Genomic DNA, 19,604 nt, shown 5'->3' with positions numbered 1-19,604 from the left:
TGAAAGGTCTCTTCCGCAACCATACAATACACGACTTCCAAGAGATGTCAAGTTCTTTGCAGTGTTGAATCTTCAATATCATTTGAAAAGTTGTCTTTTTAGTTAATTCCGGCTTGACAATGAGGTCGGTAAGGTTATACTTCTGCATGAAAAAAACTGCATTTCTTATTCTTTTAATCCTTGCCGCGCTGGTTGCCTGCGGCAAAGAGGATGAACGCGTACTTGCACGCGTGGGAGAAGAGACGATAAGAGTCAAGGATTTTTTGGCCGTCTACGTCCCCAAACTATACCCAACAGAAGAGGCCGAACTTGAGGCTAAGCAACGCATTCTAGATAAGATGGTTGATGACAAGCTAATGATATCGGAGGCAAGAAGCCGAGGTTTCGCCGAAGATTCTTCAATAAAAGCTGTCATTGAAGACGTCAAAAAAGAAGCGATGATCAATGCCCTTTACACCAGAGAGGTAGTTGATAAATCCAAAGCTTCCAGGATGGAAATCAAGAAATTCTACGACGCAGATCAGGAGCTTCTTGAACTCAGGGTGATACATACGGATTCGGATACCTTAGCCAGCATGGTTTTATCGGATTTAGCCAAGGGTGTACCCTTTGACACTCTTGCTGCAAGATATTCATCCGACCCATCGTCTCGAAACGGCGGAAACATAGGCACCATTCCGCTCTCGAATTTCTTTGCAAGAGACCCCTTCGATCAGCTGGCAAAGCTGAAGGATGGTCAGGCCACGAAACCCATCAAGAGCCAGATTGGCGGTTACGACATATTTTATCTGGTTAAAAGAACAAAGAAGGAGAATCCCGAACCCTTAACCAAGGAGCAGGAACCGCTTATTAAACAGCGGGTGGAGATGCTTAAGCAGTCCAAGTTGAGCCAGGAGAGCCTTGAAAGGTTGCTTAAGGAATCCAACATAGAGTATAACAGTACAGGACTTGCTCTCTTAAGCAAACCTCAGGATTCGCTTACCGACAAGGAACTCAATATTTGGACTATTAAGGTTGACGGCAAAGTAATAGATAGCATTGGTTCGATGCTTGGCCTTTATTCCCAGTTCCCCGAAGGCGTTCCTCAGGAATATATCCAGCGTATTGCCGAACGAAGAGCTCAATTTCCCGCTCTTATCCATGCTGCAGAAAGAAGACATTTGGATAAGGAAAAAAGCGTCAGCGAGGCTGTGTCTGGTTTCGTTGACTCTAAGATGATTGAGCGTCTTTACAAAGAGGAAGTAACAAACAAAGTAAGTGTAACAGAAGAAGAGACTAAAGCCTATTACGATTCTCATCCGGACGAATTCCAGGTTCCTGAAAGACGCAACATATCGATAATCCGGACGTCTTCTTACAGCGATATCCAGCAAGCGTATGCTTTTCTCAGCCAAGGTAAAACATTCGATGAAGTCGCAGCAAAGTACTCGGATCATCAGTCGGCTTCAAGAGGCGGTGCAATAGGTTTCCGAGCAGCTAACGATGTTTCATTCAGACCCTTCACGGAGCAGGCTTTCAAGATTCCTAAGGGACAGTATTCGAGACCTTTTGAGGTTTACAACGGATTCGGAATCGTTAAGGTGCTTGATATTCAGCCTTCCTCAGTCCGCAAGTATGAAGAAGAAAAACAGCGTCTTGAAAGAAAGTTGCGAGGCGAGAAGGAATCCGAACGCAAGACTGAATTTCTTAATGAGCTTAGGGGTAAGATAACGGTTACCCAGGACAAAAAACTTCTTATGAGCATAGGAAAGATAAAAGAGGAACCTAAGTCTCAGAAAAACCGCGTGCAAGGATAAGTGCCGGTTTTTAAATAATCTAGGAGATAAACCTTTATGAAAAAGAAATGGCTTCCGTGGATAATTGTGGGCGCGGTTATAGTCGTAGCCGTAGGTGTACTTCTTGTATGGAACCCGCCTTTTGTGGAGAATATATTCTCAGGATCCGGTTCAAAAAATAACGAAGCGGGTTCAAAAGTAGTTGCAAGGGTCGGTTCATCCAAGCTTACCCTTGATGAGTACAAGAGTCTTCTTGCACTTTACGTGCCTCGTGCACAGCAGGCGCAGGTCGATCCTATGGAAGTAATCAACCTCTGGGTCGAACAAGAGGTTGTCTACCAGCAGGCTAAGAAGACAGGACTCGATAAAAAAGATACCATCAAGATGGCGCTTGATCAGCTCGAGTTTGCATATGATATGAGCCGGAAAAGGCTTCTTTCACAGGCATGGCTTGAGGATGAGGCAAAAAAGATTACAATTTCCCAGTCCGAACTCGAGAATTACTTCAATGCCCACAAAGACGAGTTTACCTACGAGGTAAAAATATCGCAAATCATTGTTGCCGATCCCATCAGCGCCCAGAATATCTATCAGCAGCTGAAGCAGGGCGCTGATTTCAGAAAACTTGCCGAACAGTACACGCTGGATTCCCTTAAAGGTCAGCCCTCTAATTTCATCCCCAGGGGTTCAGGCTTCTTTACGCTCCAGATGGAGGACGCGATATTCGCATTGAAGCCTGGCCAGTTCACCGAACCGCTCAGCGCCGATCCAGCTGGATTAACAATGATATTCAAGCTTGAAGATAAGCAAAAGACAAGGAAGAGCGTGGTCTTCAGCGATGTTGCCGGTTATCTGAACACCATGATTCTATATGAGCGTTCACAGCAGATCATTGCCCGCAAGCTTGATTCCTTGAAAACTGCCGCGCAGAAGGATATTGAGATCCGCATGGACAATATCCTTTACTAGGAGATTTGTGGTTTTTTTTCTGGCCTTCTGGCTTCTTGCTAGCACTGCAGATCGCGTGGTAGCAATCGTTGACAAGGATCCCATACTTGAAAGCGATGTAGTGATGATGTTGAACCTGGCCCAGCTTGAGGGCCAGGTTCCTGATTCCCTCAAGGATTCATTGAAAACGGTGCTTCTTGATCGTCTCATTGCCCAGAAATTAGTCTTCAAAAAGGCCGCTCAGGATACTACGATTCAGGTCGATCGCGATGCAATTGCAGAAAGGGTAGACGCCCAAATTGAAAAGTTTTTTTCCCAGCTGGATACTCTGCCCGAGGAGGCAAAAGAAATTGAAAAAATGGGGCTGACCCGCGACAGACTCCGGTCAGTTCTAATGAATCAGGCGAGATTTGAGGCGACTATTCAGCAGATGCTAATGCTTCAGGGAAAAACCGAGCCTTATGTATCTCCGAACGAGATAAAGGAGTTTTACGATCTCCACAAAGACTCTCTGGCTAAGGTTCCCGGTTATATTGATCTTTCCTATATCGCAATGGGCATAACGCCTTCCCAGTCCGAACAGGCAAGAGTAACAAGGAAAATAAATGAAGTCTACGACATCCTCTCCAGGGGCGGTGAATTTGACGTAGTCGCCGCCTCCTTTTCAGAGGATCCGGCAACAAGTGCTAACGGAGGCTTGCTGGGCTGGGTGAAACGGGGGGATTTATACCCTGAGATAGATACGGTTTTATTCAGTATTCCTGTGGACAGGATTACCCCTGCTCAGTCGCGTCAGGGGTATCATCTTTTCATTGTAGAAAAGCGTTCGGGCAACAAGGTATATGCAAGACACATGCTTTTTAAGGCCCGTGTATTAAGAAGCGATACATTAAGGGTCATATCGAAAGCTGATGAAATAAGATCGGAAATCGTCTCCGGTAAACTTACGTTCGAGGAGGCCGTAGGGCGCTACTCCGAGGATTCGACTACCATAAAGAACGGCGGGTTTATAGGAAGAATCCCGCTTTCAGTGCTGCAACCGCCTTTCGACAGCGTTGTTGCCTCCATAGACTCCGGACAAATCAGCGGGCCGTTCGTCTCCGACATAGGCGTCTACCTCGTATACGCAAAGGATAAGAAGAACGAGCGTACGCTTTCGTTCGAAGAGGTGCAGTCCATGATAAGGAATTTTCTTGCTTCCCAGAAACAGGAGGAGTGGGTGGAGGATATAGTATCGGAAGCAAGAAAGGATTTCTATGTCGAAAAAAGGCTCTAAGGAAACGTCAAAGGCAGCGGCAATAGGTCTTGAGGAGCTCAGACGTCTCGTTGATGTTACCGGTAAGCTTCTTTCGACAATTGAGTTTGACCGTCTGCTTGAGATTATTCTGGAATCCGCAAAATCCCTGACTCAGTCCGAGGCTTCATCGCTGCTTCTTTTAGACGAAAAGGTAAACAAGCTGCGTTTTGCGATAGCGACGGGCGAGGCTAAGGAATCCCTTGTTTCGCTTTACGTTCCCCTGGGTGAGGAAAGCATTGCGGGTTACGTTTTTCTTAAAGGCGAGCCCCTTGTGGTGAATGATGTTAAAAAGGATGGCCGGTGGTACTCGGGTACTGACGAAGCCACTTCTTTCCAGACCCGTTCAATACTTGGCGTTCCTTTGAGGCTTGAGGACAAAACGGTCGGCGTTATCGAGGTTCTTAACAAGGAATCGAGAGCTGATTTTACCGATGAAGACGTGACGCTTTTAGAACTTCTCGCAGGCCAGGCCGCCCAGGTGCTGCGGAATGCTCAGAACTACATGGAGCTTCAGGCTTCGAAACGCGTTATAGAAGAAGCGCAGGAGTTAAGATACAGGATAATAGGTCGCGACCCTAAACTTCTCGAAGCTCTTGATCTCTCTAAACGCGTAGCCGCTTCGAATACGACCGTAATCATTACCGGAGAAAGCGGAACAGGCAAAGAGCTTCTTGCGCGATTCATACACCTCAACAGTCCCCGCAGTGAGGGACCGTTCGTTGTAGTGAACTGCGCGGCAATTCCAACCACTCTCATTGAAAGCGAGTTGTTCGGCTACGAAAAGGGTGCTTTTACCGGAGCGTCCGTTCGCAAGGAAGGCAAGTTCGAACAGGCGCACAAGGGTTCATTATTTCTCGATGAGATAGGAGATTTGGGTCTTGAGACGCAGGTCAAACTTCTGAGGTTTTTCGAACAGAAGGAGTTTGAACGTCTCGGCGGAAAGGAGACTATCTCGGTCGATGTTCGAGTCATTACGGCCACAAACCAGAATATTCCCAACCTTATCAGGGAAAAAAAATTCCGGGAGGATCTTTATTACAGAATAAATGTTTTTCCGGTCGAGCTTCCGCATCTCAGGGAACGCAAAAGCGATATTAAGCTTCTGGCTGAGCATTTCATCAGGCTTTTCAATGCCGAGACAACGAAGGGAATAGACAAGCTAGATAAGGAAGCCCTGGAATTACTTGAGGAGTACGACTGGCCCGGCAACGTCAGAGAGCTTAGAAACGTAATTGAGCGTGCTTTCGTCCTCTCCAGGAGTACGCATATAAGCAAGGGCGACATCGTAATCGGCAAAGGACCTCAGTCGGAAAGGGTGGATCTTTTCGCAGAGCCAAAGCCCTGGCTGGATGCGGTTCTGCACTTCAAGAAGGAATATTTAACGCATATACTTAAAGAGACCCGCGGCAATCATAAAAAAGCCGCAGAGATGCTCGGAATTCAGCCAAGTTATCTCTCGAGATTGAAGAAGGAACTCGGATTCGAAAAGGAGGATTCATGAACGAAGGAAAACGTCTTATTTCAGTTTTCGTATCGCCTTCACGATGCTTTGAAGACATAAAAGAAAAATCACGCTGGTGGCTGCCGTTCTTGATACTCCTCGTTGTCGCGGCAGCTGCATCCGTGCTGCCCAGGCTTATAATACCTCCGGACGTATTTCTTGATACTATAAGGCAGAACCTTCCTCAGGGCGTCGAAATGCAGGAAGAACAAATGCAAATGATTGTTGAGAGGATGAATTCTCCTATAGCCATAATAGGTACGGCTGTTTCTGTAATGCTTCTTCAGACAATAATAACTTTTCTATCGGCTCTTGTGTTCTGGGTATTGTTTTCCCTTTTTGGCGGAAAAAGCAGCTTTAAGAAATCCATCTCGGTAGTTGCATACACCGGGCTTGTAACGGCACTCGGATTACTGTTTATCTCGGCGCTCAGTATTATCCTTCAGAGGGTAGACATCATGACTTCACTTGGTCTTCTTCCTTTTCTTGAAAGAGGCACCTTCCTTTTCCGATTCGCATCACAGATTGATTTCTTTGCCTTATGGCGGGTATTGCTTATGGGATTCGGTTTCGCCATAGTCACCGAAAGCCAGCGCTGGAAAGGCCTTACGCTTGTCATTGTTCCTTGGCTCCTTCTTTCTCTGGGCGTCGCCGCGATTAATATCGGCTTCGGTCGGTGATTCGAGCTGATGTAGTAATTATTGGTGCAGGGCCGGCGGGCGCGGAGGCGGCATACAATCTCTCTGAATCGGGGCTGCGTGTTGTTGTTTTGGAAAAGCTTTCCCTGGATAGAGAGAAGCCTTGCGGCGGAGCCATCCAGACGGGCGAGCTGCTTGAGTTCGGTACTCCTCCACCCCTGATAATCGAACGCGAAGTCCGGGAAGCCAGGATATTCGGTCCGAACGGCTCTTTTCTTTCAATCAGCACAATTCATTCTGAACAATCTGGAATTACCGTAAAACGCTCCGCATACGACAGCTGGCTTCAATCCAGGGCTTCGAACGCTCAGTTCATCGAGAAAGCGGGCATCGTAAGCATCCTGAGAAATAAAGGGGCATGGAACGTTGTAGTCGATACGCCATTAGGTAATACAGGTGTAGAGACGCCCATTCTTATTCACGCCGCAGGCGCGAACGCATCGCATCTTGAATCGAGATTGGATCTTACTCCCTTGTCTAACAAAGGTATGGGAATAACCTGTCAGTTCTGGCTTGATGCCGGACAGGAGAAATTGGATAGGGCTTTCAAAAATTCAATAGAATTTCACTTTCTCCCTCACCGTGTACCCGAAGGATATTTCTGGCTTTTTCCGAAGAAGGATGTGCTTGTGGCAGGGGTGGGGACGACGATAGATATCATCCGCGCCAAACGTATCTCCCTTAAGAATGAGTTGGAGGCTTTCCTCAAGGAAAATCTTGAGCGCTTAGGGCTTTCTGGGTTATCTGTAATCAGGCAGGATGGAGGAAAGATGCCGATGAGGCTCCGCAGACCTCTGTATGGAGATGGATTTCTTGTTGTCGGCGATGCGGCAGGTGTTGGCTCAATATTACACGGCGGAGGAATATATCAGGCCCGTAAATCAGCCGTATTAGCATCCGAGGCCATAAAAGGGTACTTCTCAGGTGAAGTTGGAACTCTTTCCGGGTACGAAGAGAGGGTGCATGATTACTTTAATGAGCGGGAACGCCGCTGGGATCTGCGTCTTAAGCCTTTCTTGACGGATGAAAACCTTGTCAAACGGATTCTTGATAGAGGCAGGAGCGATTCAACCATAAGGGAAGGGTTGGGAATACTTCTTTCGTCGACAGAGGGACACCGCAAGTCCTATGAGCTTGTGGAAGAGGCTTCGTTTGGTCTTATTGCCGAAGAACTTGACTCTATAATCCGTGAAGAAAAGGAGCTCATCGACAAGGGGCTAAAGGAACTCTTCAAAGAAGATTCCGAGCTTCACAGAATGGCAAATGAGGTTCTTCTTCATGGCGGCAAAAGACTCAGGGCCGTTCTTGTTCTTCTCGCAGGTCAGGCCCTCGGCGCCGAGCTTAACGATCTTCTCCCGGTTGCCATGGCTTATGAGGTAAGTCATACCGCTTCGCTCGTTCACGACGATATAATAGACGGCGGAGAATGGCGCAGGGGCGCCGAGACCCTTCACCGCAGATACGGGATAGGCCACGCGATAACGGCAGGGGATGCCCTTCTCATAAAAGGTTTCGAGATGATGTCTTCTTACGAGGCGAACGCCGGTGTAGACAAGGCGAGGGTTATTAAACTCATAAAAGTCGGATGCCGTTCAGGACTTGAGGCATCTGAAGGAGAGGTTCGGGATATAAATTTCTCTCCGGAAGAAATCGAGAGCAAAAGTCTTGAAGATTACATAGAGCTCATTCGAATGAAAACGGGCGCCTTGCTTGAAGCCGCAACCGAAGCCGGAGCAATACTTGCAAATGCATCACAAGAAAACGTAAAAGCAATGCGGGAGTTCGGCAAGAATCTCGGGATAGCTTTCCAGATATATGACGACGCGAAGGATCTGCTGGCTTCGTCTACCGTAAGCCTTAAGTCCCGTTTTACGGATATAAAAAAAGGGAAATTGACCGCTCAGCTCATTCATACAATGAATTCGGCTTCCTCAGAGGACAGAAAGCGTCTACTCCATTTGCTTTCACTTGGTACAACAGAGAGCGCCCATGAAATTCTTGATTTGTACAGGCGCTACGACGCACTAGGCTACAACCAGAAGTTATCGAGAGAGTACTTGGAGCGTGCTTTACAAACGATAGACTTCATTCCTTCGAATCCATTCCTGGAAAAGCTCAAGGACATTGTAAGGGTTCTTGGTTACTGGACAAGATTCGCTGTCAGCCAGGAGAATCAATAATTAATATGGAAAAAGTAATAATCAAGAAAATCCCGGGATACGATCAAGCGCTTATCAGCGAATTCGCCGCGTCGGCAATGCAGATACTCGCGCTAGAACCAAGGCAAAAAGGTTTCATCAAGCCCAATCTCGTGCATGCTACGCGTTATGGTGAGCATGCCTATACTCACCCTGCGTTCATGCGCGGGGTGCTCTGCGCACTAAGGGAGAGGGGGGTAAAGGAACGGATAATATTCGAAGACTGCGGTCTCATGGTTCCTCTGCGTTACGTTTACCGCAAGTCGGGCTACAATAAACTCTGCAAAGAAGAAAATACGAGGTTTCTCAATCTTTCAGAGGCGGTTCATGACGGCTTTCTTAAAGTTCCTGACCACAGGGTCCATCCTTTTCTGCCGTTACCCAAAATCTTGACCGGTAACGGTCTCAGGGTTTTTGTTCCAAAGTTAAAGGTTCATTCGCAAACGGATATAACAGGAGCATCCAAACTCCTCATAGGCTTGATAAAGCGTTCAATTCGGCTTAAAAGCCATCACTACGACCTGGGGAATAAAATAGCTGATGCGCTGAGAGCTTTTCCGCCTGATCTTGTTCTTGTAGACGCGATTACCGTCGGCGTCAATGGAGTCGGATGTCCAGATCCCCGAAATCTAGGGCTTGCCATAGCCTCAAGAAATGCGGTCGCCGCAGACTCCGTTGGAGCATGGCTTCTTGGGTTCGAACCCTGCAAGATAGAGCATCTCGTTCTTGCCTCGAAGAGAGGGTTGGGTCCGGTCTCGCTCAGGGACATAGAGATAATCAACCCGGATAACGCGAAACCCGCGCCCTTAGGCTATTACTATGAAAAGCCTATATCAGAACTCAATCCCTATATGAAATATTTAGAGGGAAGGCTCTACAACGGAAAAAGATGCAGGGGCGGGTGCGTTGGTTTTGTTGCCGAGGCCATACATTATATAAATCACTACCGCGCCTGGCGCAACAAAGAAAAGGTAAATACTGCCGCAAAGGCCCTCTTCCGGCTTCTTGGACAAGACCCTTCGCAGGAACGACCTCGTAAGCTCGGCATCGTTGTCGGTGAATACGACGGCGAGATTCCGCATGATGTCATTGATAATCTCATATTCGTCGGCGACTGCACGCATGCAAAGGGCGTAAAACCGAAGCTCCATCTCAAGGGATGCCCTGTCTACATGGCAAGGAAGGCGTTTGCTTTTTCCCGTAAAGCCCGTATCATTAACCCGTATATAGACGTTATGGAAGGCCTGCCTTTCATAAGAGCATTTTTGGAGGAGCAGTTTATGCGAGTATGGAACCAAGCAACGCATTCCTTGAGGAGGAGCATATGATTGGCATCTACGCCGTATTGGGGGCCCTGGGTGCGCTTGCGGTCGCTCTTCTTATAGTCCTTCTCGGCATACTTTCGGCGCAAAAGAAGAGCCGCATGGAGGAGGAGGCGAGAAGGCAGGAACAAAAGACTGAACAGGAAGCAATAAAGGAAAAGTTAATCAAGCTCGAAACGCTCGCCTCAAACCCGGCGCAGCTCGACACTCTCCACGAGATAAACAAAAGACTTGAATCCACTACAAACCTATTCGGCGACATCAGAAAGGACCTCGGTGCTATGCAGGAGGCGGCAAAAGGCATGCAGGACATTGGAAAATCGATATCCACCTTCCAGGAGCTCTTGCTTTCACCGAAGGTAAGAGGCGGGTTCGGTGAGATTCTCTTAAACGATCTTATCAAGGATGTTCTCCCTGAGGCTCATTACGAGTTCCAGTACTCATTCAGGGACGGAACAAAAGTCGACGCCGTTATTAAAACCGAAGACAGGATAATCCCAATAGATGCGAAGTTTCCTCTTGAGGAGTTCCAGAGGATGTCGGCTGAAGGGGTAGATGAAGAGGCTTTTGAGAAGCGTTTCATCCAGATACTAAAACCGCGCGTTACAGAGGTCAAACGCTACATCAATCCCAATGAGAACACGACCAACTTCGCCCTCATGTACATACCATCGGAAAAGATATACTCTAAACTCTCCGGAATGGATAATCTCATGACATCGCTTCGGCGCTCAAGGGTATTTCCCGTTTCTCCATCTACGTTCTACCAGTTTCTTGAAACGATTCTTCTTGGACTTAGGGGTCTTGCCATAGAGAAGGAAGCTCAGCAAATCCTTGATAGCCTCAACCGTATCGCCAGGGAGTTCGAGGCCGCTCAATCGGACTGGGAGATTGTTGGAAAACACATTACGAACGCAAGGGGGAAGTACGATGAAGTAGCCAAGCGTCTTGAACGCATAGGCGACAACATTAAAGCCCTTGAGATAAGAAGCGAAAAGGGACAAAAGGAGATACCGTTATGAAGCTTCTTGAGATTTCGACTCATGAGTATGCAAAACTCGAACCGCGTCTTTGCTTCTGGCCTGTAGGAACCATAGAGGCGCACGACCAGGGTCCTCTCGGCACGGACGTTATCGCTCCGGAGAAGCTTGCGACAGACCTTGCAGCAGAGTTCGAAGCCATTCTTTTGCCCACTCTTCCCTACGGTCTTGTCTCCTCCCTTTCCGGGTACCCCGGCGGTATGTGGGTATCGCAGGAGACCTACAAGGATGTCATATTCGAGCTTCTGTCCTCTCTTGCATTATCAGGGGTGGAATCGGTCATCATCTTCAACGGGCACGGCGGAAACACGCAGACGTTGTCTGAGGTTCTCCCGGAAGTGTGGAAGGAAAACGGAATGAAGGCCGCATATCTTGACTGGTGGACGTTTGGCAAGGAACTGTCCGACGAGCGGTTCGGTTCCGCAGCCGGGCACGGAGGAGCCGACGAGCTTGCGCTCGTATACATGGCGAATCCTCGAATCGTACCGGAGGTCTGGGATGGTTCGAGGGCATTCAGATATCGCGATGGAGTCAAATCGTGGCCTTCGCCCCGCTCTTCAATAAAATACTCTGACGAACCTGCAAAGCCGCTTACTCCTGAATCCGCTAAAGCATACTACGAATCCCTCAAAAGCGAATTAAGGTTTCTTATAAAAGAGATTCTGGAGGGCTGGAACGAATTCAACCAGCTTGGGGAATGCTGAGACGGGCGACGCACGAGGACCGGCTGCTAATGGCCGGTCAGATTAGAGACGAATTAAAGAAATCGCTTGGAGACGATCTGAGGGCGTTCGTAATATTTGCGTCAACGGCGAAGGAAGAGGATGGACCTTATTCAGATCTCGAGATGATGGCTATAATGACCGACGATTACGATGAGACTGCGTGCGGGTTCATGCGCGAGGGCATTTACTGCGAGATATACTACATACCGTTCATGAAGGCTTTGAAGGATGCGGCTAAGATAGACCAGGACTGGCCTTTCAGCGCCGACCAGTGGCACCGCATGCTTCCCGTATACGTTAAACAGGGTGATGACTGCGTGGGCCATATTCAGATGGCGGCATGGCAATCTCTCAACAAGGAAGAGGAATTCAGAAAAGCTGCAGGTTTGTCAGTATTTCCTATCCAGGAGGAGATAGGCTCTCTAATGAACGCCTGGGAGAAGGGCGTGCGCTCGGATGTATGCACTCATCTTTTCAATTTTTCTGTGATGGTCGTAAAACTCATGAGTTTTATGAACCGTCACTTTTACCCAAGCATGCGCAACGCCTGGGAAGAATCCAAGAAGCTAGAAAATCTCCCGAAGGATTACGCAGAACTTATTGAGATAATACACGGCGAAACCTCAGCGCCCGTCGAGGTAAGGTATGTAACAGCTTTCGGACTATGGCAGAACATCCTCGACTGGATGGACGAACTGGGCATCAAATGGGAGAAGGAAGGCGTATACAAGATGCCGAAGAAAATATTCAGAAGATGAAAAGAGCCAGTTACGAGTAAAGGGTCGGCATGGCATTCACTCTTTGCGGGGAGATAAGAGAAAAGCTTGGCAACGATTTGCGCGCTTTCGTTATCTACGGTTCTATTTAACTCGCAGTGAAGCTCACTGGCTGCTCTCTTCTTTTGGTTCTAGGGCACACCGTATGCGCCGCAGTCAGAACCGCTTTATCGGCACACCCTGCGCCTTTCACCGGTGAATCGAAGCACATTGGAGCCGTCATCGATTCCATCAAACATTCAATATCATCGGCAAGAGTATCTTTGAATGCTGCTGATTCCAGGGTTCTTGAGGAACTTGCTATATCTGAAAACTTAAGAAATACATGCCGCATGATCAGAGAACAGAGTTCTATTATCAAGGATTTGACAAGTACGTTGAGTTTTCGGCAGTTGGAGCAGTTTACGGTATTGTAAGCGGTAGATTAAATTTCCTGGATTGACTCTTACCATCGTTTCACTATAATACATGCGAATAATAAGGTAAAGGGCAAGTTAAAAGGTTTAATCCATTTTTATAAAAACCAAGGAAATACAACCTAGGAGATTCGATGGCTAAATACAAAATCGCGGTGCTCCCGGGCGACGGCGTCGGCAATGATGTCACCGAAGCCGGGATGATTGTATTAAAGAAAATCGGACTCGACGCAGAATATATATACGGCGACATAGGCTGGGAGTTCTGGCGCAAGGAGGGCAATCCCCTGCCTCAGCGCACTATAGACCTTCTCAAATCAACCGACTGCTGTCTGTTCGGTGCAATAACATCCAAGCCCAAGCAGGAGGCAGACGATGAGCTTGATACCTCGCTTAAGGGAAAAGGGTTAGTTTACCGTTCTCCGATAGTCGGTCTGCGCCAGCTTTTCGATTTGCACACGAATATGCGACCCTGCAAGGCATATCCGGGCAACCCCCTCAACTATAAGGAAGGGATCGACCTGGTGGTCTTCCGCGAGAACACCGAATGCCTCTACGCCGGAATTGAGTGGCATCCGGTGCCCGATAACGTGCGTGCCGCAGTCGATTCGCACCCGGCTGCCAAGAAGTTTAAGGACACCTCCAACGAAGACATGGCACTCTCCCTCCGTCTCTTCACCCGCAAAGGCTGCCAGCGTATCCTTCGCTCAGGCTTCGAGTTCGCGAAGAAGTTTGGCCGCCGTTCTCTTACCGTCGTTGAAAAACCCAACGTCGTCCGCGAGACATCAGGTCTCATGGTGCGCGAGGCGCGCAAGATGGCGAAGGAATACCCGGACTTCCCCCTCTGGGAGGCCAACATCGACGCCATGTGCATGTGGCTACTAAAGAATCCGCTTGATTACGATGTGCTCGTCTCATCCAACATGTTCGGCGACATCATTTCAGACCTGTGCGGCCAACTCGTGGGCGGGCTCGGCTTTGCAGCGTCCGCCAATATCGGCGACAAATATGCAGTGTTCGAGCCCACGCACGGCTCGGCGCCCAAGTACGCGGGTCAGTACAAGGTCAATCCGCTTGCCATGATCCTCACCATCAAGCTCATGCTCGACTGGCTGGGAGAGAAGGACAAGGCAACGGCGCTCGAAAAGGCAATCGCCGCCGTCATCGCCGAAGGCAAGGTTCGCACCTACGACATGGGCGGCAAAGCAACAACCCTCGAGATGGGCGAAGCGGTAGCGAACAAATTGTAAAATAATACCCCAATCAATGTAGGGGCTGATCAAAAGCGCTCGAAGAGCGGACGGTCAGCCCGTTCTTACGCTTATTCTTCTGACCGAATTTAAAGTCAACCTCTACTATACATAAAGAATTCTTTCAGGATTACAGGTCAAATTATTGCGCTAATACTATTTTTGCCTTCTGGGTTGTAGCTTTCAATTTTCCGATGCAGATTTCTACATTGCCGTTCAGCGATAAGTCCCTGACTTTAGCGGTGAAGATCGAAGAATCCGCACTCCATTCGACCGGAACATTTATACGGGTTGCAAAAATATCGGGAATGTATATGGTTCCACTGAAAGATATTGAGTCATCACCAATCGTGAAAGTCAGTTCATTTGAATAAATAGTAAAGCTTTTTGCCAGAACAGATACATTGCCTGAGAGATTTACGCATCTAGTGCTTGGATTGATTTCGATGCTGTCCGCTTTGAAATCAAGGATTTCCGGGTCATGCAGGGTTATAGTTGTGTACTCATCAATAGAATCAGCATTAGATGCCGATGAGACAAAAGCGACAAGCATTAAAGATATGTATAATGTTTTCTTCACACTATCCTCCTTACATTAAGTAAACTAGTATATTTCTTATGTTAATAGTGTCAAGTAACTTGATAAAGAATACTTTATCCGTAAACTTCCTTCATGACTTCCTCTAAGCCCTCCGTTCTTTTAATAGAAACACACCCCGAACCGTCTCGAGAGAAGCTCGCGCCCTACATCCACTGGCTTGAGCCGCACTTCGCGGTCACGAACGTCTACATCGCCGCGCTCGAATCAACCATCGTCGAGCAGGACGCAATAGTCGTTACCGGCTCGGAATGGGAGATACTCAAGAACCCGGTTCCCGAAGCCCTCCTGCGTCTGTATCGTGAAACCGCAAAACCGCTCCTTGGCATCTGCTGGGGCCATCAGACGCTGGCGCTCGCGTGGGGTGCGTCTATAATCTCAAAACCCATCATCCAGACGATAGAAAAGATGTGTGTCCTTAAACAAGACGAGTTCCTCGACGGGATGGGGGAGACGTTCTACGGGTTCGAGTCGCACTACGAGCACGTTGTCCGAAACCCCGTGCTCCTCGAACACTTTGACGTCCTCGCCTCCTCCCCCTCCTGCGAGGTGGAGGCAATTAGGCACAAAAAGCGACCGCTCTGGGGGGCGCAGTTTCATCCCGAACGTTCAGGCGAGTTAGGAATGCCTTTCGCAAGGAATTTTTATAGAATTGTCGAACAACTCTCCTGCCGATGAAGTCGGGAGCATGTTCTGTTTTGTTGATTAGTCTAAAAATATCGGCGTGATTGCTTACTGTAAACAATCTTTTGGGGTTGGGCGTCTTAAGGTTCCCGTAAAATGAAAGGAGAAATAATGGATGAAAGACAAATGGGAGAGATGTGGGAAGCAAACGCAGAAAACTGGACACTTCTTGCGCGAATGGGCTGCGATATATACCGCGACCAATTCAATACGCCAGCTTTCATGTCTATGCTTCCGGACGTGAAGGGGTTATCCGGTCTCGATATCGGCTGCGGAGAGGGATCGAACACCAGACAGGTAGCGTCAAGAGGCGCAAAGATGACGGCGGTCGATATCGCGCCTACTTTTATCCGCTATGCTCTGGAAAAGGAAAGGGAAGATCCTTTAGGTATAGTCTATTCGGTTGCAGACGGGACAGAGCTTCCATTTCCGGATTATTCTTTCGATTTCTGCACAGCGTTCATGAGTTTTATGGATATGGTCGATCACGAAAAGGCAATAAAAGAGTCGTACAGGGTTTTGAGACCAGGAGGGTTTCTTCAATTCTCAATCTGTCATCCTTGTTTTAATTCCTCAGCACGCAGATGGATAGACGACGACGAAGGGGGACACATAGGGTTAGCGGTTACGGACTACTTCAAAGAGGGTCAACCAATAATCGAGGAATGGATCTTTAATGAGACCCCTGCTGACCTCAAGGCGAAGCTGCCGAAGTTTCGCATTCTTTCCTATCATCGGACCCTTAGTTCCTGGATGAATCTCGTCCTCGACGCCGGGTACAGCATCGAACGCGTCCACGAACCTACAGCATCTGATGAGGCAATAAGAAAGTACCCTCATCTTGCAGATACCAGGCTAATCTCCCATTTCCTGATTCTTCGCTGCAGAAAAGCCTAACCACAATAATTTGCTCATCACTACGTTTTTTAAGCATCGACAGAATTGAAAAATCATTAACTCCATTAACTTATTAGTTGTTAAAGTAATATTCATCTAAGTTGCATCTAAGCATAACTTATTTTAGAAAAAGCGTATGTATAGTTAATTAACTTGACAATTAATTTAATTTACCTATAATCATCTCGTGATGAGTAATATTATGAAAGCTAATCAAATAATAAGCAAGAAATCAAGCTTAAATTATAAAGGGGGAATTCGATGAAAGTACTATTGACTGGTGCATTCGGCAATATAGGAAGCAATACGCTGAATGAGCTGCTTAAGCAGGGTCATAAGGTCAGCTGCTTTGATTTGCCAACCAAAGCAAACATTAAGTATTCCAGGAAATTCGGGGATAAGATAGACATGTTCTGGGGCGATATACGCAACCGCGCGGATATTATCCAGGCTCTTGAAGGGCAGGAGGTTGTTGTTCATCTTGCGGCCATTATCCCGCCCCACAGCGAACGCAATACCGAGCTCTCCGAGCAGGTGAACGTTCAGGGAACCTACAATATTATTGAGGCAATAAAGACAATGCCCAAGCCTGCAAGACTCGTCTTTTCATCCTCAGTTTCCGTTTACGGACGAAAGTTTGCAAGTCCGCCGCCCAGAAGGGCAGCAGAAAGCGTTGAACCATCCGACAATTACTCGAGACACAAGATACTTTGCGAAAACATGATAAGAGAATCGGGTCTTGAATGGAGCATTCTCAGGTTTCCTGCAGTGCCTTCTCTTTCTGCGATGGGCATAGACCCTGTCATGTTCGATATTGCCCTTGAGACGCGCATAGAATTTCTTGACCCGCGCGATGCAGGCCTTGCGCTTGCGAATGCGGTTTCATCCAAGGAAGCGTCCGGTAAAATCCTCCTCATTGGAGGAGGCAAGGATTCGTGGCTGGAGTACTGCGATTACGTTGGAAGGACTCTTGACGCGGTTGGAATCCGCAGGCTCCCGTGCGAGGCGTTCGGAAAGGAGCCTTTCTATACGGACTGGATGGATACAGAAGAAAGCGAACGAATTCTTAAATACCAGCGCTATTCCTTCGACGACTACCTTTGCGAGATGCGCGCCAAACTCGGTCTCAAACGCTTTCTTATCCCCGTTTTCAGACCCATCATCAGACGCTACATGCTCAGGCTCTCGCCTTACCTGCCTCGCTGCTCGTCTGTTTCGAAAAAGCGGCAGGCCTACTGGAAGGATAAGGTCGCCTTGGTGACGGGCGCATCAAGCGGAATAGGAGAAGTTACAGCGCGAAGGCTTGCAAGCGAAGGGCTCCGGGTTGTGCTTGTTGCGCGCAGAAAGGAGCGTCTGGAGGATTTAGCGCGCGATATCGAATCCCGGGGCGGAAAAGCAATAGTCATCCAGGCAGATCTCATTAACGAGGACGACAGGCTTCGGGTAATCGAAGAAGTCCGGAACGCATGGGGAAACATAGATGTGCTCATCAACAACGCAGGATTCGCATGGTACGGCTACGGCGCCGACATGCCATGGGATGTTGCATCGCGGATGATTGACTTGAACGTAAAGTCGCTCGTTCACATGACGCTCATGGTCTTGAAGAGGATGCGTTCCTACAACTACGGACACATCGTTAATGTGTCATCAATCGCCGGCAGCTTCCCGCAGCAGGGCACGATGCTTTACAGCGCCTCAAAGTCTTTCGTGGATTCGTTCTCGACCGTACTCTTTCGCGAGATGCGCGGCACCAACGTCCACGTAAGCTGCATCAAGCCGGGCGCAGTAGCAACCGACCTCTTCAATACCGTGAAAAACGACCCTACCAGTCTTCCGATACCGGCGGCAGAAGGTCTTGCAGTCAGCGTTGAAAAGGTTGTAGAAAGGATCTGGGGGCTTCTTAACAGACCCAAAAAGCTCGCGTTTGTGCCCAGGTTATTGTGGATTGTGCCCTGGGTCGAGTCATTCTTCGGATGGTTTATCGACCTTTTGGGCCCCTTCTTGCTTCGCAGAACTCTTGTCCCTGCAAGACAGACTAACAAATAAGATACTCGGAATAACTCGAGTCGAATTTATCGGGTTTACGGGTCAACACCTCCCCTTTGCGCTAATAGATTCTATAAGCTTATCCTGATGGATGAGGGGCTAATGGTCGAGGATATTATTTCAGAAGGCATCCATTGAAGCTGCGCTTCTTGACATCCGCTTTCCCTTTTCTATATTAGATAGCATGAATAAAATGACAATCCTAATCCCCATTTCGCTCGCACTCGCGGCAGGGTGCAGCAGAGTCGCTCAAAACAAAGGAGGCCCGATGAACGGAGAGGAAATAAGAACCTACAATGGCATAAAGCTCTCCTCGGTAAACGACTTCCGCGAGAACTCGATTCGCGGACCGCAAAAGATTGATACCTCCACCTGGCGCCTTGAGATAACGGGTCTTGTGGATACGCCGCGAACCTACACTTATCATGAACTCCTCAGCCGCCAGCTTGAAAAGAAGGTGATAACCATGAAATGCGTCGAGGGCTGGGACGTTACCCTTTTGTGGGAGGGCGTGCCTTTGCCCGAACTTTTGAATGAAGCGGGAGTTAGACCCGAAGCCAGGGTTGCAATCTTTGCCTCCCCGGACGGCTACTCAACCTCGCTTCCGCTTTCCTACGTCATGAATAAGCGTCTTCTTCTTGCCGCGAAGATGAACGGCTTGAATATTCCGCGCGAACGCGGATTTCCGTTCCAGCTTGCGGCTGAAGGCAAGTGGGGCTACAAGTGGATTAAATGGGTCTCAAAGATAGAGCTTTCCAGCGATACTGCCTACCGCGGCTTCTGGGAACAGCGCGGTTATTCCAACGACGGCGACGAGAGAGGACTGATCTTCGAGAATCAGTAGGAAACAAGCCGCTTGCATAAAATCCCTTCGCTGCTGAAGACTACAAAGCCTCAAGGAAGATGGTAATGATAAAGTGAGGCTCAGCAGGTTCTCATGAGACGCGGGACAGTAATACACCCCCACCCCTGCCCTCCCCCATCGAGGGGGAGGGTTGGGGGTGATATGGGGTTCTCCGAAAGCCGCTTTCCGTTCATCAGGATGGAGCTTTTTGAGAATTGACAACACGTAAAAAGAAGACTAAAATCGAGTGTTTTAACCCGGAGGATGCAATGAAGAAGTTGATGATTATAGTGTTTCTGCCGATGGCGTTATTTGCACTTGAGAGAGTGAATTTAATCAAGAATCACAGCTTTGAGAAGGAAGACAGTTCCTGGAAAGCATATACGGGGACACTTGGATATTTGGAAAACGATTCTGCAAAAGCTGAGACTAGAGATTCAGGAACAGCGGTTTCTGGATTTTATTCAGCATATACATACACAAGTTCACCGCCGGGTGATCCTACGCCACCGGCAATTATGCGGGATTCAGCTGTTGTGATCCAAGGTTTTGCATCAGATAAATATCTTAGCGACTTGGATAGCCT

18 protein-coding genes are annotated in these 19,604 nt (G+C 48.3%); 17 read left to right on the top strand and 1 reads right to left on the bottom strand.

All coding sequences use genetic code 11. The features are described 5' to 3' along the window. The first annotated feature begins 146 nt into the window (after nucleotides 1-146). The 12 genes from GX441_09595 to GX441_09540 all read left to right on the top strand — a co-directional run bounded on the left by GX441_09595 (nucleotide 147) and on the right by GX441_09540 (nucleotide 13,946). Nucleotides 147-1,796 (top strand): hypothetical protein, encoded by a 1,650-nt coding sequence (locus tag GX441_09595; GenBank protein ID NLI98892.1) that lies wholly within the window; start codon nucleotides 147-149, stop codon nucleotides 1,794-1,796. A 36-nt stretch (nucleotides 1,797-1,832) separates the two neighbouring features. Beyond that, the gene (locus GX441_09590) at nucleotides 1,833-2,744 is read left to right on the top strand and encodes a hypothetical protein (GenBank protein NLI98891.1); all 912 of its coding nucleotides are present in this window, start codon (nucleotides 1,833-1,835) and stop codon (nucleotides 2,742-2,744) included. Nucleotides 2,745-2,751: 7 nt separating this feature from the next. After that, complete coding sequence (locus tag GX441_09585) at nucleotides 2,752-3,999, top strand: hypothetical protein (GenBank protein ID NLI98890.1); 1,248 nt, start codon at nucleotides 2,752-2,754, stop codon at nucleotides 3,997-3,999. Continuing rightward, entirely contained in the window at nucleotides 3,980-5,521 is a 1,542-nt protein-coding gene (locus GX441_09580; GenBank protein NLI98889.1) for a sigma 54-interacting transcriptional regulator, read from the top strand. The genes GX441_09585 and GX441_09580 overlap by 20 nt, the downstream gene beginning before the upstream one ends. Next, the gene (locus GX441_09575) at nucleotides 5,518-6,201 is read left to right on the top strand and encodes a YIP1 family protein (GenBank protein ID NLI98888.1); all 684 of its coding nucleotides are present in this window, start codon (nucleotides 5,518-5,520) and stop codon (nucleotides 6,199-6,201) included. The genes GX441_09580 and GX441_09575 overlap by 4 nt, the downstream gene beginning before the upstream one ends. Beyond that, nucleotides 6,198-8,399: a geranylgeranyl reductase family protein gene (locus GX441_09570; protein NLI98887.1), complete on the top strand. Its 2,202-nt coding sequence runs from the start codon at nucleotides 6,198-6,200 to the stop codon at nucleotides 8,397-8,399. The genes GX441_09575 and GX441_09570 overlap by 4 nt, the downstream gene beginning before the upstream one ends. 5 nt (nucleotides 8,400-8,404) lie before the next feature. Beyond that, nucleotides 8,405-9,745 carry a DUF362 domain-containing protein gene (locus tag GX441_09565; GenBank protein NLI98886.1) on the top strand — a complete coding sequence of 447 codons (1,341 nt, stop codon included), beginning with the start codon at nucleotides 8,405-8,407 and terminating at the stop codon, nucleotides 9,743-9,745. After that, complete coding sequence (locus tag GX441_09560) at nucleotides 9,742-10,761, top strand: DNA recombination protein RmuC (GenBank protein NLI98885.1); 1,020 nt, start codon at nucleotides 9,742-9,744, stop codon at nucleotides 10,759-10,761. The genes GX441_09565 and GX441_09560 overlap by 4 nt, the downstream gene beginning before the upstream one ends. Beyond that, on the top strand, nucleotides 10,758-11,483 hold the full coding sequence (locus GX441_09555; protein NLI98884.1) for a creatininase family protein: 726 nt from the start codon (nucleotides 10,758-10,760) through the stop codon (nucleotides 11,481-11,483). The genes GX441_09560 and GX441_09555 overlap by 4 nt, the downstream gene beginning before the upstream one ends. Next, complete coding sequence (locus tag GX441_09550) at nucleotides 11,477-12,262, top strand: hypothetical protein (GenBank protein NLI98883.1); 786 nt, start codon at nucleotides 11,477-11,479, stop codon at nucleotides 12,260-12,262. The genes GX441_09555 and GX441_09550 overlap by 7 nt, the downstream gene beginning before the upstream one ends. 116 nt (nucleotides 12,263-12,378) lie before the next feature. Beyond that, nucleotides 12,379-12,696: a carbonic anhydrase gene (locus tag GX441_09545; GenBank protein NLI98882.1), complete on the top strand. Its 318-nt coding sequence runs from the start codon at nucleotides 12,379-12,381 to the stop codon at nucleotides 12,694-12,696. Between the two features lie 134 nt (nucleotides 12,697-12,830). Next, the gene (locus GX441_09540) at nucleotides 12,831-13,946 is read left to right on the top strand and encodes an isocitrate/isopropylmalate dehydrogenase family protein (GenBank protein NLI98881.1); all 1,116 of its coding nucleotides are present in this window, start codon (nucleotides 12,831-12,833) and stop codon (nucleotides 13,944-13,946) included. Between the two features lie 142 nt (nucleotides 13,947-14,088). Here GX441_09540 and GX441_09535 read toward each other — a convergent pair whose 3' ends face one another. Further along, nucleotides 14,089-14,526 (bottom strand): hypothetical protein, encoded by a 438-nt coding sequence (locus GX441_09535; GenBank protein ID NLI98880.1) that lies wholly within the window; start codon nucleotides 14,524-14,526, stop codon nucleotides 14,089-14,091. 93 nt (nucleotides 14,527-14,619) lie between these two features. On the opposite strand from GX441_09535, the gene GX441_09530 reads away from it, so the two are divergent. The 5 genes from GX441_09530 to GX441_09510 form a co-directional block, all read left to right on the top strand. Beyond that, a complete protein-coding gene (locus tag GX441_09530) occupies nucleotides 14,620-15,222 on the top strand; it encodes a C26 family cysteine hydrolase domain-containing family (protein ID NLI98879.1) in 603 nt (200 codons plus the stop codon). Nucleotides 15,223-15,339: 117 nt separating this feature from the next. After that, nucleotides 15,340-16,125: a class I SAM-dependent methyltransferase gene (locus GX441_09525; protein ID NLI98878.1), complete on the top strand. Its 786-nt coding sequence runs from the start codon at nucleotides 15,340-15,342 to the stop codon at nucleotides 16,123-16,125. A gap of 261 nt (nucleotides 16,126-16,386) precedes the next feature. Then, complete coding sequence (locus GX441_09520; GenBank protein ID NLI98877.1) at nucleotides 16,387-18,174, top strand: SDR family NAD(P)-dependent oxidoreductase; 1,788 nt, start codon at nucleotides 16,387-16,389, stop codon at nucleotides 18,172-18,174. A gap of 184 nt (nucleotides 18,175-18,358) precedes the next feature. Beyond that, nucleotides 18,359-19,018: a molybdopterin-dependent oxidoreductase gene (locus GX441_09515; GenBank protein NLI98876.1), complete on the top strand. Its 660-nt coding sequence runs from the start codon at nucleotides 18,359-18,361 to the stop codon at nucleotides 19,016-19,018. Nucleotides 19,019-19,287: 269 nt separating this feature from the next. Then, nucleotides 19,288-19,604 (top strand): hypothetical protein (locus GX441_09510; protein ID NLI98875.1); only part of this gene is annotated, 317 nt, incomplete at its 3' end.

The sequence above is a fragment of the bacterium genome (assembly GCA_012517375.1).
GTDB lineage: Bacteria > Hydrothermota > Tepidihabitantia > B3-TA06 > B3-TA06 > JAAYVC01.
This window is presented reverse-complemented; position numbering and strand designations above follow the sequence as displayed.

Bases quoted from the DNA above. Each gene is read 5' to 3' on its own strand.
- GX441_09520 (NLI98877.1), top strand. From the start codon at position 16,387: ATGAAAGTACTATTGACTGGTGCATTCGGCAATATAGGAAGCAATACG.
- GX441_09540 (NLI98881.1), top strand. From the start codon at position 12,831: ATGGCTAAATACAAAATCGCGGTGCTCCCGGGCGACGGCGTCGGCAAT.
- GX441_09575 (NLI98888.1), top strand. From the start codon at position 5,518: ATGAACGAAGGAAAACGTCTTATTTCAGTTTTCGTATCGCCTTCACGA.
- GX441_09515 (NLI98876.1), top strand. From the start codon at position 18,359: ATGAATAAAATGACAATCCTAATCCCCATTTCGCTCGCACTCGCGGCA.
- GX441_09560 (NLI98885.1), top strand. From the start codon at position 9,742: ATGATTGGCATCTACGCCGTATTGGGGGCCCTGGGTGCGCTTGCGGTC.
- GX441_09530 (NLI98879.1), top strand. From the start codon at position 14,620: ATGACTTCCTCTAAGCCCTCCGTTCTTTTAATAGAAACACACCCCGAA.
- GX441_09525 (NLI98878.1), top strand. From the start codon at position 15,340: ATGGATGAAAGACAAATGGGAGAGATGTGGGAAGCAAACGCAGAAAAC.
- GX441_09555 (NLI98884.1), top strand. From the start codon at position 10,758: ATGAAGCTTCTTGAGATTTCGACTCATGAGTATGCAAAACTCGAACCG.
- GX441_09580 (NLI98889.1), top strand. From the start codon at position 3,980: ATGTCGAAAAAAGGCTCTAAGGAAACGTCAAAGGCAGCGGCAATAGGT.
- GX441_09565 (NLI98886.1), top strand. From the start codon at position 8,405: ATGGAAAAAGTAATAATCAAGAAAATCCCGGGATACGATCAAGCGCTT.
- GX441_09550 (NLI98883.1), top strand. From the start codon at position 11,477: ATGCTGAGACGGGCGACGCACGAGGACCGGCTGCTAATGGCCGGTCAG.
- GX441_09595 (NLI98892.1), top strand. From the start codon at position 147: ATGAAAAAAACTGCATTTCTTATTCTTTTAATCCTTGCCGCGCTGGTT.
- GX441_09590 (NLI98891.1), top strand. From the start codon at position 1,833: ATGAAAAAGAAATGGCTTCCGTGGATAATTGTGGGCGCGGTTATAGTC.